The sequence below is a fragment of the Streptosporangium amethystogenes genome, from assembly GCF_000721075.1.
Lineage (GTDB): Bacteria > Actinomycetota > Actinomycetes > Streptosporangiales > Streptosporangiaceae > Streptosporangium > Streptosporangium amethystogenes.
Map to the genome: position 1 here is coordinate 19,320 of NZ_JOEQ01000028.1, position 13,899 is coordinate 33,218.

The 13,899-nt window shown below is 68.6% G+C and carries 14 protein-coding genes; 4 read left to right on the plus strand and 10 right to left on the minus strand.

Annotation, left to right across the window (positions count from 1 at the left end):
* Positions 1–178: 178 nt before the first annotated feature.
* The gene (locus IG98_RS52730; RefSeq protein WP_211264183.1) at positions 179–949 is read left to right on the plus strand and encodes a hypothetical protein; all 771 of its coding nucleotides are present in this window, start codon (positions 179–181) and stop codon (positions 947–949) included.
* A 323-nt stretch (positions 950–1,272) separates the two neighbouring features.
* Here IG98_RS52730 and IG98_RS0131610 read toward each other — a convergent pair whose 3' ends face one another.
* The gene (locus IG98_RS0131610; RefSeq protein ID WP_245651798.1) at positions 1,273–1,764 is read right to left on the minus strand and encodes a substrate-binding domain-containing protein; all 492 of its coding nucleotides are present in this window, start codon (positions 1,762–1,764) and stop codon (positions 1,273–1,275) included.
* Between the two features lie 251 nt (positions 1,765–2,015).
* Here IG98_RS0131610 and IG98_RS0131615 point away from each other — a divergent pair, with 251 nt between their 5' ends.
* The gene (locus IG98_RS0131615; protein ID WP_342666865.1) at positions 2,016–2,651 is read left to right on the plus strand and encodes an MFS transporter; all 636 of its coding nucleotides are present in this window, start codon (positions 2,016–2,018) and stop codon (positions 2,649–2,651) included.
* Positions 2,652–2,783: 132 nt separating this feature from the next.
* Here the strand turns inward: IG98_RS0131615 and IG98_RS0131620 are convergent, their stop codons facing one another.
* Positions 2,784–3,500: a TetR/AcrR family transcriptional regulator gene (locus IG98_RS0131620; protein WP_030920520.1), complete on the minus strand. Its 717-nt coding sequence runs from the start codon at positions 3,498–3,500 to the stop codon at positions 2,784–2,786.
* A gap of 53 nt (positions 3,501–3,553) precedes the next feature.
* A complete protein-coding gene (locus IG98_RS0131625) occupies positions 3,554–4,735 on the minus strand; it encodes an FAD-dependent monooxygenase (RefSeq protein ID WP_245651800.1) in 1,182 nt (393 codons plus the stop codon).
* Positions 4,736–5,239: 504 nt separating this feature from the next.
* On the opposite strand from IG98_RS0131625, the gene rox reads away from it, so the two are divergent.
* Complete coding sequence (rox, locus tag IG98_RS0131630) at positions 5,240–6,670, plus strand: rifampin monooxygenase (RefSeq protein WP_030920525.1); 1,431 nt, start codon at positions 5,240–5,242, stop codon at positions 6,668–6,670.
* A 193-nt stretch (positions 6,671–6,863) separates the two neighbouring features.
* On the opposite strand, the gene IG98_RS52735 is transcribed toward rox, so the two are convergent.
* Both IG98_RS52735 and IG98_RS52740 read right to left on the minus strand, forming a co-directional pair.
* Complete coding sequence (locus IG98_RS52735) at positions 6,864–7,055, minus strand: penicillin acylase family protein (protein WP_030920528.1); 192 nt, start codon at positions 7,053–7,055, stop codon at positions 6,864–6,866.
* The gene (locus IG98_RS52740; protein WP_211264186.1) at positions 7,052–7,213 is read right to left on the minus strand and encodes a hypothetical protein; all 162 of its coding nucleotides are present in this window, start codon (positions 7,211–7,213) and stop codon (positions 7,052–7,054) included. Before IG98_RS52740 ends, IG98_RS52735 begins: the two co-directional genes overlap by 4 nt.
* Positions 7,214–7,410: 197 nt before the next feature.
* Between IG98_RS52740 and IG98_RS0131645 the strand changes: the two genes are divergently transcribed.
* Positions 7,411–8,067, plus strand: a complete 657-nt coding sequence (locus tag IG98_RS0131645) for a LysE family translocator (RefSeq protein ID WP_030920530.1) — start codon at positions 7,411–7,413, stop codon at positions 8,065–8,067.
* Positions 8,068–8,647: 580 nt separating this feature from the next.
* Here the strand turns inward: IG98_RS0131645 and IG98_RS47540 are convergent.
* The 5 genes from IG98_RS47540 to IG98_RS0131675 form a co-directional block, all read right to left on the minus strand.
* Complete coding sequence (locus IG98_RS47540; protein WP_211264188.1) at positions 8,648–9,922, minus strand: eIF2A-related protein; 1,275 nt, start codon at positions 9,920–9,922, stop codon at positions 8,648–8,650.
* A gap of 324 nt (positions 9,923–10,246) precedes the next feature.
* Complete coding sequence (locus IG98_RS0131655) at positions 10,247–10,813, minus strand: hypothetical protein (RefSeq protein WP_030920535.1); 567 nt, start codon at positions 10,811–10,813, stop codon at positions 10,247–10,249.
* 422 nt (positions 10,814–11,235) lie between these two features.
* Entirely contained in the window at positions 11,236–11,757 is a 522-nt protein-coding gene (locus IG98_RS54420; protein WP_030920538.1) for a recombinase family protein, read from the minus strand.
* A 271-nt stretch (positions 11,758–12,028) separates the two neighbouring features.
* Positions 12,029–12,685 (minus strand): HAD family hydrolase, encoded by a 657-nt coding sequence (locus tag IG98_RS0131670; protein WP_030920541.1) that lies wholly within the window; start codon positions 12,683–12,685, stop codon positions 12,029–12,031.
* Positions 12,686–12,696: 11 nt separating this feature from the next.
* Complete coding sequence (locus IG98_RS0131675; RefSeq protein WP_037971771.1) at positions 12,697–13,848, minus strand: MFS transporter; 1,152 nt, start codon at positions 13,846–13,848, stop codon at positions 12,697–12,699.
* Positions 13,849–13,899: the final 51 nt, after the last annotated feature.

Below are 13,899 nucleotides of genomic sequence, written 5' to 3' on the forward strand. Positions count from 1 at the left end.
GCTTCCCGGTATCAGGGAAGCTGTGAATCATGGGTGCGCCGCCTCTATGCCGGTCCACATCCGGACAAGGCCCCCGACGGACAGGACCGGCGGCGACGAGGAGCTCGGCGTCGGGCTTGGGAGGATGTACGGGTTCGCCGGTGAGGCACGGCGAACGCTCCGATGTTGGGATGTGGTGATGACGAAGATCCCAGGTGCGCGCGAGGAGCTGGATCGGGCGGCTCGGTGGCTGCGCGGCCAGGTCCGGGCGGTCGTCGTGGAGCTGACCGGAGATCAGGACCTGGAGGTGGCGCTACCGGAGGCGCCGGCTATCACCTGTTGGGAGGAACCGCTGCGGTTCTCCTATTCCGTGCACGTCCAGCACACCATGAACGGTGAGCCGGGTGTTGATCCGGTGGAGGGCGCCAGGTCTCTGCTCGCGGCCGCCGGTTGGGACGTCACCGTGCTGAGAGATGTTCCCGGAGTGCCGACCAACATCGAGGCCAGGACCGGTGAGTTCCGCATGTCGCTGCTCATCTCCCAGGCGCGCGACTCCCTCACCGTCACCGGCCGGACCCCGGCGATGGCACTGCACGAACCCCGCAGGCTTCACCCCGTGAGCCCGGAATGCGCACGGTGCCGGCGGAGGCTGACGGCCCTGCGGGTTCTGCGTCGCCGCAACCTTTGGGGCGGTCAGGAACCACAACCCAGGCACGAACTGTGGTGGGAGTGCTCTGGGTGCGGCTGGCTGGGCTACCAGCACCATGAGGGCGAGCAGTTGCACGCGATGCGGCGCCTGAAGGGCCGCGAGGGGAACTGTTTCTTCTGCGGCGAAGATCAGAGCAATGTCGCCAGTGAGATCTGGGAACAAGACGGCGAGCTGCGGGACTGGGTGGTGTGCCTGGACTGCGGCACCAGCAACGCCCGCCGTGTCGGGCACGCTCCCCGTGATGGCGGACCACCGGGCTGACCCGGCTCGGGCGATGTGCTCCCGACTGTGGCCAAGCCGCCAGGCAGCCGAGCGCGACGGGCTGGTTGGACGTAACGTCCTTAGTCGTCCCCCCGGGTCACGCCGCGTCCGCCGTGACCAGCCTCTGACTGAGACGTTGTTCTTCCTCACACCTGGGCTCTCCACTCGGGTCGACGCCACCGGAGGAGAAGCAGCCGTGAGTGATCGACTTCATCTGATCGTCGGCCCCGTGTGCTCGGTGCGTGACATCACCGACAGCTGCCGCATCACGATCTTTGTGCCAGAACCCAGGATCACCCCGGTGGGACGGCGGGGTTCGGTGTTCACGGGCGGGCTGCGGCGTACAGGATGTCGCGCATGCCGGGCAGCGCCTCCCGATCTTCTCGCCAGACCAGCCGCAGGCTGAGATCCATGAGCGGAAGGTCGAGTGGGACTAGGGCGCCGGAGCGGAGACTGTCGGCGACCGCGAACCGGGGTAGCAGCGAGATTCCGAGTCCGTGTTCGGCCCATGCGCGCATCACCGGGACGCCTCCGACTTTGATCCGTTTGGGACCCGAGCCAAGGATCTTGTTCCCAACCATCCAGAACGAGCACTCTGGCACATTGACCAGGAGTCGCTCGTGCTTGAGGTCCTCGGGAGTCAGCGCGGCTCGGGCGGCGAGCGGATGGGCGGGTGCGGATACCAGGGCGAGTGGGACCGGGTCGAGGTCGAGTGCGACAGCGGCGTCGGTCACGGTCCGGTGCCGGACGACGGCCTGGAAGGTTCTGAGCTGGCGCAACTCCACGCGGGGAGGAACGACGCCGAGCGTTCGCAAATTCCGAATGAGACGTGCGGCTATGGCGGTGGAGCCGCTGGTCCGCTGAAACGCACGGTGGGTTACGTCAATCTTCGCCCATTGTCTTCGGGAGCTGTCTCAGACATGACCCTTGGGAACTCACCCATGCCGGTGTCGGCGAACCCCCATCCGGGACGGGGGCGCGCTCACGCGCTGGCGGGCATCTCGCTGGGCTACTTCACGGTTCGCAGGCATGGGCCCACGCCGCGTGGTCGTCGGTGGGGCTCGGGGTGTCGGTGCTGGTGTTCTACGGCCTGGAGCGTCGCAGCCAGGCGCCGGTCTTGAACCGGGCTCTGCTGCGGTCAGGCCGGGTGCGGGCCGGACTGCTGGCCGCCGCGGCGGTGAACTTCGCGTTGACCGGGAGTCTGTTCGTCTTGCCGCTGCTGTTGCAGCAGGAGTGGCACCTGGGCCCGCTGCAGACCGGGCTGGCTTTCCTGCCGCTGACCGTTCCCTTCGCAGCCAACCCGCCGTTCACGGGCAAGATCGTGGCACGGGTGGGTCCTCGCCGTCCGATTCTGGCCGGCTTGGTGCTACTGGCCGCTGGCGGTGCTGTGCTGGCCGGCGTGGTCTTCGCCGACGGCGGCTATCCATGGCTCGCGGTGGGCCTCCTGATGACCGGCTTCGGTGTCTCCTATGCCTTGCCGGCCCTGGTCACGGCCATTGTCAGCGTCGCCCCGGCGGGGATGGCCGGTGCGGCAGGCGGCCTGCTCAACGCTGTGCGCCAGGTCGGTGCTACCCTCGGTGTCGCCTTTATGGGTGCCGCCGTCGCCGCGGGCACTGGATGGGCCCTGCTGGTATCGGCCGCGGTCTGCACCATCGCCTGGTTCGTGTTCGCTCTTACGCGCGGTGGGAAGACGACCGGATGACGCCGAACCAGAGCAAATACGGACATGTTGCGCCCAGCTGACTTGGGCACCTGCCGGGCCGCTACTGTGCGCGCGATACCGCGGGGCTGGATCAGCGCCCGTCCGTGAAGACAGATCATGGAGATCCTCTCACTACTGAAAGGTCTGGCTGCGTTCGATGAGGTCGAGCAACGCCCCAGTGATCTGTCGTAGGACGACGATGGTCTCCTCGGCGGCCGTGGCGATGGCCGACTCACCGGGGGCGACGGGGGGTTCGAGCAGCTGGGCCACGGTGTCTGCGAGGATCTCGGCGGGGTCGTCGACGCCGAGGGGTGCGGTGGCCGGGTCGGACATGACGGCGCCGAACCCGGTGAGTACGGCGTGCACGGCGTAGGTCAGGTCGGGCAGAGGGCGGTCGTGGCGGATCAGGCCGTGGCGGTGATAGATCGGCAGGCCCATCTCGCACAGGGCGCTGGGCGTGGTGCGGGCGAACAACTCGCGGTCGCCGACCTGCTGGGTGAGCAGCCGCAGCAGGTCGGCATCGCCGCCTTGCACGCGGCGTGCCAGGGGCAGCCGCAGTCCGGTGCGGATCAGCAGCGGGGCCAGGCGGCGCGGCAGCACGGTGGTGGGATCGGCGGTGATGCGGGCGATGATCTCATTCAGGAAAGTCAGCAGTTCGCGGGCGAGCAGCCCGAGGATGAGGTCTTCCTTGGCGGGCCAGTACAGGTAGACGGTGCCCTTGCCGACCCCTGCCGCCTGGGCGATCTCGCTGACGGTGACCTTGCGCACACCATGGTCGAGCACCAGCTCCCGTGCGCTGTCCAGAATGCGGGCGGCTTTGCGCGAGTGGCGCTCGATCAGCTGGCTCACCTGAGTTGGTCTCTTCTTTCGTGCTCTTCGTGTTCTTCGTGCTGGAGTCGGGATCACACGGCGGCGACGTCGAAGGTTTTGTTCTTCATGCCGCGGCCGTTCATTATCTTGCCCATGGCCTGCCCGATGACCGGCGTGTGCATGAGGCGCAGCATCGCGGTGCGCATGATCTGTTCCGTGCGGTCGTGTGGGGTGAACAGCCGGCGCATGGTCAGTGCGGTGTTCTGCTCGGTATGGATGAACGGCCGCATGCGGGCCTCCCACGCCTGCAGCGCGCCGGGCAGGTCGTTGGGATGCCGCTGTAACAGGGTCCCCAGCAGTTCGCCTCCGGCGATGCCACTGGAGGCGCCCATGCCCGTGTACAGGGTCAGGCACCAGGCGGCATCGCCGACCAGGACGACCTGGCCGCTGTGCCAGCGCGGCATCCTGACCTGGTGCACCGAGTCGAACAGATGATCCGGGGCCTGCTCGAACGCTGTGAACAAGTTTTCCAGCAGGGGCCCGGGGGGCTGCGGGCCGAAGGCGGCGCGGATGGACTCGATCGCCGGGTGGGCGAACTCGGCGTCGATGTCGTCGGTGCGGTAGGAGAACAGCAGGCCCGGAGCGTGATCGGAGAAGGGGAAGATCCACGCCGAGCGTCCCGGCTCGGCCAGAACCAGGCCCTGCTCCTGGCCGAAGCCCTCGACCGGCTTGTCCAGGACGGTGGCGCCGATCATGTAATTCAGCGGATGCAGGTAGTCCTCGGGGCCGAAGGCCAGCCTGCGCACGGTCGAGCGCATCCCGTCGGCGCCCACCACCAGGTCGAAGCGCTCGGTGACGGTGACGCCTGAGGCGGTGTCGTGCAGGGTGACCTCAGCTGCGGAGTCGTCCTGGGTGATGCGGGTGGGCACGGTGGAGTAGCGGATCTCCACATCGTCCGGCAGCGCGGAGAACAGCGCCTGCTCGATGTCGCCACGCAGCAACAACCGAGGTCCACCGGGCAGGTTGGCCGGGTTCATGCCAGGGCTGCGGCGCCCTGCCCGGCTCATTTCGTGGACGGAGAGCCGCGGATGACTGCGGTCACCGATCGCCTCCAACGCGCCCAGCCGTCTCGCGGAGGCGACACCGGTGCCGAACAGCATGATGAAGTACCCGCTTGAGCGGCGCCCGGCGGCTCGCTCCGCCAGCACCGGCTCCCAGCCGATCTGCCGGAGCCGTAGCGCGGTGGCAATGCCCGCGATCCCGAGGCCGACCACCAGCGCACGGCGACGCTGAGCCGTGTCCTTGATGACAACTCTCTTTCCTGTCGTGTCAGCGTCGCCCTATCCGACTAACTGACCAATTCGATTCAATTGGTCAGTAGGTGATAAAGGCCACCACCGACACCGACGAGGAGGGATGAGCCCCAGGTGTTGTGTTCAGCCGACGGCGGCATCGCCGTACGCGGCGAGTCACCGCTTCGGGAGCAGCTTGTCCGTCCACAGGGGACGACAAAAGGCAAAGGCAGGGAGGTTGCCCACTCCCTGCCACTCTCAACGTATAGCGCACCGGGGGGCTTGCGGCAAGACCCGGGTGGTGATGCAGAATCGGCGGCCGAGGCCAGAACCTGCGGAAATCAGGGATTCGCGATTTTGTCGACGCGTAGGTTTCGCGGGACGTCGAACCGTCGATGGGAGTCGCGGTGCGGAGTCGCGGGTGTGTGAGCCGCCGGACTGCGCGGAGCAGCTGGCCGAAATACAACCTTGTTGAATGGGGGGTTCATGATTGACGTGATCATTGTCGGCGGCGGACCGACCGGCATGATGCTGGCCGGCGAGTTGCGGCTGCACGATGTGCATGTGCTCGTGCTGGAGAAGGAAGCGGAGCCGACCGCGTATGTCCGCTCACTCGGCCTGCACGTGCGCAGCATCGAGGTGATGGACCAGCGCGGTCTGCTGGAGCGGTTCCTCGCGCACGGCAAGAAGTACCCGGTCGGTGGTTTCTTCGCCGGTATCACCAAGCCCTCGCCCGACCGGCTGGACACCGCGCATGGCTACGTCCTCGGTATCCCGCAGACCACCACCGATCGCCTGCTGGCCGAGCACGCCACCGAGGTCGGCGCCGAGATCCGGCGCGGGTGCGAGCTGGTCGGGTTCGACCAGGACGAACACGGGGTGACCGTCGAGCTGGCCGACGGCACGCAGCTGCGCTCGCGCTACCTCGTCGGCTGCGACGGCGGCCGCAGCACGGTGCGCAAGCTGCTCGGCGTCGGCTTCCCCGGCGAGCCCACCAGGGTCGATACGCTGCTGGGTGAGATGGAGGTGACCGAGGATCCGGCGACGGTCGCCGCCATTGTCGCGGAGATCCGCAAGACCCAGCTGAGGTTCGGCGCCGGGCCACTCGGAGACGGAGCGGCGTACCGCGTCGTCGTGCCCGCCGAGGGGGTGGCCGAGGACCGCACGCTCCCGCCGACCTTGGAGGAGTTCAGGCAGCAACTGCGGGTGTTCGCGGGCACCGACTTCGGCGTGCACTCACCGCGCTGGCTCTCCCGCTTCGGCGACGCCACCCGGCTGGCCGAGCGCTACCGGGTCGGCCGGGTGCTGCTGGCTGGCGACGCGGCGCACATCCACCCGCCGATGGGCGGGCAGGGGCTCAACCTCGGCGTACAGGACGCGTTCAACCTCGGCTGGAAGCTGGCCGCCGAGGTCGGCGGCTGGGCGCCGGAGGGGCTGCTGGACAGCTACCACACCGAACGGCACCCGGTGGCCGCCGACGTGCTGGACAACACCCGTGCGCAGACGGAGCTGATGTCCACCGAGCCGGGGCCGCAGGCGGTGCGCCGGCTGCTGGCGGAGTTGATGGATTTCGAGGAGGTGAACCGGTACCTGATCGAGAAGATCATTGCGATCGGGGTCCGCTACGACTTCGGCGAGGGGCATGACCTGCTCGGTCGGCGGATGCGGGACGTGGAGCTGAAGCGGGGGCGTCTCTACGAGCTGATGCACGGCGGCCGCGGGCTGCTGCTCGACCAGACCGGCCGGCTCTCGGTGGCGGGCTGGGCGGATCGGGTCGACCACGTCGTCGACGTCAGCGAGGAACTGGGCGTGCCCGCGGTGCTGCTGCGGCCGGACGGCCACGTGGCGTGGGTCGGTGAAGACCAGCAGGGGCTGCTCAGTCAGCTGTCCAAGTGGTTCGGTGCCGCAGTCGGCTGAGCGCACAGTTGCGGCTCGAAAGGGTGGGGGCCTGTCTCCGGCGAAGGTCACCCGCAAGCAGGGCACCGCGTCGACCGAGGCGATCCTGCGCCGGTCCACCGAGTCCGCCTCTCACCCGACCTACCAGGCCATGCCGGAGGTCGGAGTCGACTGGTCGATGCCAGTCGACTCCGGGTGCTCAACGTCGTATACCTCACCCGCGCACCGTGGTGGTCCTCAGCTGCGGGTCGGTGGCGATCTCGGCTTCGGTGAAGCGTCCGGTGACCCACTGGCCACGCGAGAACAGGACCGTCTGGTCGGTGTGGTGGGCCGAGGTGGGATCGGCGGAGAGGGAGTAGGCGAGTACGGTGCGGGGGCCGTCGGGGGTGAGCTCGACGGCCATCATGAAGGTGGTTCCAGCTCCGTGCGCGCCTTGCCCCATACGCCCTGGTAGCCGGTCAGCGGCTCCGGCGGGTTCGTCATCCAGGAGGTGTTGTTGGAGTTGGCCACGTAGTCGGCGCGGGCCGGTTTCGGCTGGTTGCCCGGCCCGAAGATGCCGGGCACGACGGCGTCGCGATCCTTGCCCGACAGGCACGCGGAGGTCGAACCGTCCAGTTGGTGTTGGAAGTAGATTCAACCCTTGTGAAAGAGGCGTCTCTGGGGTGGCCACCTCTGGCAGTCAAAGCCTACGATCACCCACTCTCAGGCAGCCCGCGCAAACGCGTTGAACGGGCAGTACGCCCGCAATCATGATGACCCTCATGGACATCATCTCTTCTCTGCCGGCCTTCGCACTTGCCGTGGTGCTGATCTCCGCATCGCCGGGCCCGGCGATGGCGCTGATCCTGCGCCGCGCGGCCCTGCGCGGCTTCTCCGGCGCGGTGCCCACAGTGCTGGGCCTGGAGGCAGGCCTGTACTTATGGGCGTTGCTCGCCGCCGCCGGGCTCGCCGCCCTGGTGACCGCCTCAGAGGTGGCCTTCCTGGTCCTGCGCGTGGTGGGCGGTGCCTTCCTGCTATACCTCGGGATCAAGGCCTGGCGCTCAGCCTGGTGCAGCCGGAACACAGGCGGAGCGGCCAAGGCGGTAGCGGTCAGTGAGCCGGAGCCCGGCTCGTCGCTGTCATGGTGGAGGGCGTTCGGCGAGGGATCGGTGGTGATGCTGGCCAACCCGAAGGCCGCCGCCTTCATGATCGCGTTCTATCCGCAGTTCGTACCGGCCGACCGGCCGCTGTTCGCCACGACCGCGCTGCTTGCCGTGCTCCAGGTGGCTATCGAAACCGTCCTGTATCTGGCGCTGGCGGCCGCGGTAGGCCGGGCCGGCGCGTGGTTCCGTCGCCCGGTGATTCGGCGTCGGCTCGACGCAGTCAGCGGCACGGTCCTCGTCGCCTTGGGCCTACGCCTGGCGGCCGAGAGTCGCTGACGATGGCTACACCGGGCCACGGTGGTTGCCGTCGTGGCCGGGGACGCCCGGCCGTCGCCGCGGTCAGTGCGCGTCGCTGACGGCCTCCGCCGCACCGATGTGGGCACGGCGGCGCGTGGTCATCGCCCAGGCGGCCCGTGCCGGGGCAGCGTACGGTGTGGCGGGCGTGGAGCCTAGGTAGTGTCACCACGCTGCGGTGATTTTGTCGCGATCATCCAGGGCGTATCGGTGAAGTGCCGCTGCGACCACGTCTGCTGCCGGTCGTCGAGCCGCGTGCCGGCCCCGGTCGAGGACGGCTTGGTCCGGTACCTAGGCCGTCCCGACAGAGAACGCCTGCTCATGTGGGGGGTCGGCTCCGTACACCAGCTCAGACGCCCCAGCCGCTCGCCGGGCCGGGCGGCCCGCCGTCGCCGGGTCCTGAGCACCGCCCAATGCCGCTTCGGAACCGGTTGACTGGAGACGCTCTTGGGTTCCGACGAACCTCAGAGCGCATAACCTCCCAGACCACCCCAACAGCCCGGTCTCGCCCTTTGGGTTCGTGGTTTAGACAGCACAAGCGTGGATTCCTGTTCCGAGCTGATTAGGAGTGAGTGGCCTCGGTGACGGGGCGAGTAGTGCTCCACAGCCGTACTGTGCCGTCTTCGCTGCCGGCGGCGAGGGTTTTACCGTCCGGGCTGAAGACCACCTCGTAGACGTTCTCGGTGTTGCTGGTGAGGGTGGTGGGTTCGCGGCTGGCCACGTCCCACAGGCGCACCGTGTTGTCGAGGCCGCCGGTGGCGAGGGTTTTGCCGTCCGGGCTGAAGGCCACCGAGGAGACGGCGCCGGTGTAGCCGCTGAGGGTGGTGGCGGTTTTGCGGTCGGCCACGTCCCACAGCCGCACCTCGCCGTTGATACTGCCGGCGGTGGCGAGGATCTTGCCGTCCGGGCTGAAGGCCATCGAGTGGAACCAGTCGCTGGTGTGGCTGTTGAGGGTGGCAATGGTTTTGCGGCCGGCCACGTCCCATAACTGCACCGTGTCGCTGCCGCCGGTGGCGAGGATCTTGCCGTCCGGGCTGAAGGCCATTGAGTAGACGGGGCTGCTGGTGAGGGTGGCGGTGGCAACGGTTTTGCGGCCGGTCACGTCCCACAGCCGCACCGTGCCGTCGAGGCCACCGGCGGTGGCGAGGGTTTTGCCGTCCGGGCTGAAGACCACCGAGTAGACGATGTCGGTGTGGCTGGGGAGGGTGGCAATGGTTTTGCGGCCGGCCACGTTCCACAATCGCACTGTGTCGTCGTGGCCGCCGGCGGCGAGGGTTTTGCCGTCCGGGCTGAAGGCCATCGAGTAGACAGAGCCGATGTGGCCGGTGAGGGTGGCGGTCGGTGGGAGTTCGGGGGCGCCGGTGGGGGTGGCGGTCGGTGGGAGTTCGGGGGTGGCGCTGGGGGGGAGATCGATGGTGAGGGCGATCGCGACCGGTACGCCGACCGCGGCCAGGGCCCCGAGTCCGCCCAGGAGCAGGACACGGCGCCGGGGCAGCCGCCGATCCGTGCTGTGGGGCGGTGGCAGGAGGGGCAACCGGTTGTTCTCCAGGTGGAGCGTGTTCAGGTGGGGAAGGTTTCCCAACGACTCGGGGAGGGCGATCAGCTGGTTGTTCTCCAGGTGGAGCGTACTCAGACGGGAGAGGTTTCCCAGCCACTCGGGAACAGCGGTCAGTTCGTTGTTCTCCAGGTGGAGCACGGTGAGGTGGGTGAGGCCGCCGAGCGACTCGGGCACCGTCCTCAGGCCGAGCCCGGACAGATCGAGCGTGCTCGACCTGTCGCGCAGGCACTCGTCGATCCGCTTTTCAGCGATCACCCGGCCGTTTCCGGACACCGTCACGATCTCGCTCCTCACCGTTGCTCACCTGCCCGCCCCAGCCCCTGTCGCGCCGAGCCGTGGGAGCCGAGGACGAAGCTACGGGCCGGCACTGGGAACCGACTTGGAGATCATTGGGACGGCCCCGGGCCGTAGACCCGAAGCTCTTCGGCGCTGCCGAAGGTCGGCCCGTCCTCGACGGGATGATTGGCGCGGCCTCCCGACGAGCCTGGTTGCCGGGGCGCTCCAGGGCCAGACGGGCGGCGTGGGCTGTGCGCCGGCCGTCGCCGAACTCGACCATGGACGCATCCACCATGTGGCGCCACACGTGGCCGCATTCGGGGTCGGTCATGCCGTCACCGGCGAGCCAGCGAGCGGCCGAGCGCGCCGCCTCCGAGTCGACCTTGGCGGTCCGCTCGGACGCGGCCTGGTGGCTGCCCCGGGGCAACCGCACCAGCGCCTGCGCCAGGTCGCGGCCGGGGGCGGCTCCACTCCGGCGGAGGCGCAGGTCTCCAGCCGGTCGACCAGCACGTCGGGGTCGAGGTGGCCGCTCATCCAGGTCGGTGTGGCCAGCAGCACCGACGGCAAAGTGCCGTTTGGGAGGGCCTCGGCGAGTTCCGCGTAGCGGTGCAACAGGAAATCGTGGGGCGGGGAGACGCGATTGGGGTGGGGCAGCTGGTTGCGCCGCCGCCACTCGTCGTGCTCGGGCAACTCCTTGGGCATGAAGGAACGCAGCCGGGGTGGGACAAAGACGACGGTCACCTCCACGAGCGGCTCGCTTGGGCCTGGCGGGGGTACCTGCTCCTCTGCCCGCATCGCCGCGATCCGGGCGGGGGCCACGCCGAGCTCGGCCATGCGCTGGTAGGCGCGATCGAGGATGAAGGGCGGCATGGCCTCCACGGAGTCGTCGTACAAGACGCCAGGCCTCGTCCGCACCGGACGGAGGCGGTCCGGCAGTCTGTAGTCGTAGATCTCCTCGTCCTCGTCCTCGTCGTCGGCGCCGAAATGCCACGGCTGCTCGACGTCGGTGGGGAGCCGTACAGGTGGATCCGGCCCCTGGCGAAGGGGATCTGCCGGTCGCCCTCGTGGGCCACCGCCCTGTCCGGGCCGTCGTCGCTGGTCCAGGTGATGAAGAAGGCACGCAGCGGGGTGTCGTCGTCGAGGTAGCGGCCAGGCCGGTAGGCGCCGCCCACCATGATCCGTCGGGGCGACGGCTCCAGGTCGGGCTCCTCGCCACGGGTGAGGGCGCGTACTCCCACGGAGTGGTTCGCGCCGTCCCAGAACTTCTCTGGTCTCGGGATCGGTCGCCAGGACCTTGTCCTCGGCTTCGACCTTGTCTATGGCTGTGTCCGGCCCCAGACACGGTGGGAGTCCGGTACGGGATAGGCGGTGTTGGCGGGAGTGACGTCCCAGACACGGGTGGAGCCGAGCCGGGTGTCAAAGGGCGGCCAGCCGGGGTCGCCGGTAGCGGCGAAAGAGGTCCATGCGGTGCGGATCCGGTGGGACAGGGCGGCGAAGCCGGCAGGGGGCGGGGTGCGGAGGAAACGGGCGGCGTAGCGGGTGTGCGGCAGGCCGAAGACGAACGGAAGGTCGATGCTGTCGCCGGGCCGCATGTAGTCCAGGGCCTTCCAGAGCGCTTCGTGCTCGACGTCCTTGCCGGACTTCTTGTCGGCGAAGATCCGGCTACAGCCTGCGGCTTCCAACGCGAGGACCTGCCGATCCAGGAGCTGGTCCTTGGTCGACACCCGCGCGTACCCGACCAGGGCCCCGGACAGGACGGCTGGTTCGGCGGACAGCAGGTCGTCTGTGGCCTCACTGAGTCCGGGAGCTCCGAGTGGGTCCCGCGGGGTGATCGCCATGTCGAGAAGTGTGTAGGTAAAAGGGTGTGCTCGGAATTCCTGAACACCCTGACTTCTCAACACGTTTTTCCGACAGATTGTTGGTGCCGGTCGGTCTGCGCAGAGGACTTTGGGCGGGGTGTTGAGAATCGAACGATTCTCAACACCCCGCCAAGAAGTCAATGCGATGGAGGTCGACCGAGCGTCGGCTGTGAATCCAACGAAGTCGTCTCCGACCTGGGACTGGGGGGTGCTGGCCGATTTTGATAGTTGTTGCGGTGGTTTGTGTCGTTCAATGATCGGGATCGAGGTGGTCGAGGAGATCGGTCAGGTTGGTGATGTAGGACGTCGCTTGGGGGAGGCTGCTGGCGGGGGTGAGGGCTGTGTAGCCGAGGACGGGCATGCCGGCGGCCCTTGCCGCGTGGATGCCGTTGGGGCTGTCTTCGATGACGAGGCAGTCGCGCGGGTGGGTGCCGATCGTGGCGGCAGCGTGCAGGAAGAGGTCGGGGGCGGGTTTTCCGATGCCACCAACATCTTGGGCGCTGAAGACGACGCCGGGAGGCAGGAGGGGGCGCAGGCCGGTCTTGTCGAGGGTGAGGTCGATCCAGGCGTGGTCGGAGGAGGACGCCAGGCAGTAGGGGATGCCGCGGCGCCGTAGTTCGGTGAGCACGGTGGAGGCACCCTGGGTGGCGTCCAGTCGTTCCCGGAAGGCGGCGAATACCCGCTCGTGGCAGCGGGCGGTGAAGTCTGCGGGCAGGGCGCCACCGTATCGGTCCGCGACGACGGTGTGGACGGTACGGGCCGCGTTGCCGAGGAAGTATCGGTAGGACTCCTCCAAGGTGAAGGGAAAGCCCAGTTCTGTCAGGTATCCCGAGAGCGCGCGGTGCGCGGTGGGTTCGCTGTCGACGAGGACGCCGTCGTTGTCGAAGATGACAAGTTGGGGTTTCACGGGTTCTCCATTCAGTTGAAGGTCGCTATGAGGGCCGTCACGAGGAAGGCGGCGCCGAGGAGGCAGGTCAGCGTCCAGCCGCCGGTCGCGTAGGCGGCGGGCCCGGTGGCGGCGCCGGCGACGCCGCCGAGGGTGTAGGCGGCCATGTAGACCGAGGCGAGGCGGGCGCGGGCGTCGTCGATGCTGTAGACGACGGTCATGTTGAGCAGGTGGGTGGCCTGGATGGCGATGTCCATGGCGAGGAGCCCGATGAGGAGCCAGGCGAGGTGCTGGCCTCCGGCCCAGAGGGCGGCGAAGGACGCGACGCCGAGGGCCAGGGCCGCCCGGGTGAGTTGCCGGTGTTCCGCTCGGTCGGCGGCGCGGCCGATGTGGCGGGCGGCGAGTGCTCCGGCGGCGCCGGCCAGGGCCAGCAGCCCGAGCTGAGCGGGGCCGTAACGGTAGGGCGGTTCGGAGAGGCGGAAGGCGGCGGTCGACCAGAAGACGCCGAAGGCGGCGAAGGAACAGGCTCCGATGAAGGCGCGACGTCGCAGCAGCCGGTGGGTGGCGGCGAGGCGGACGGTGGCGTGGAGCTGGGCCCGGTAGGGGAGGACCAGGTCAGGTGGGGCGGGCGGCCTGGCGCGGGTGAGGAGGACAGCCAGGAGCAGGGTGACGATCGCGGCCGCGGCGAACAGGACACGCCACCCGGCGGCCTGCGAGACCAGGCCTGCGACGGTACGGGACAGGAGGATGCCGATGAGTCCGCCGGTGAGCATCGTTCCTACGGCGCGTCCGCGTTCGTCGGGTGCGGCCAGGGTGACGACGTAGGGGATGAGGATGTTGACGGCAGCAGCGGTGGTGAGCCCGATGAGCGCTCCGGCGGCGAGAAGGAGGCCGGTGGTGCGTGCGGCGGCGGTCAGGACGAGGGCGGCGGCGTCCGTGCAGAGCAGGACGGCCAGGAGAGGTCGGCGGGGGACGATGTCGCCGAGGGGGACGATGAGGATCAGCGCGAGGGCGTAACCGAGCTGGCCGGCGGCGATGAGGTGGTCGGCGGAGTGGGGGCCGAGGGATCGGGAGATCTGCGGAAGAAGGGGCTGGCAGTAGTAGAGGTTCGCGATCGTCAGCCCGTAGGCCGCCGCGAGCAGCCCGACGGTCTTGGGGGCGACGAGCTGAGGAGTTCGAGCCATGATCACCCGAACGACCCTAGGTAGGAATTAGGTCTTCGGTAAGGTCCATTC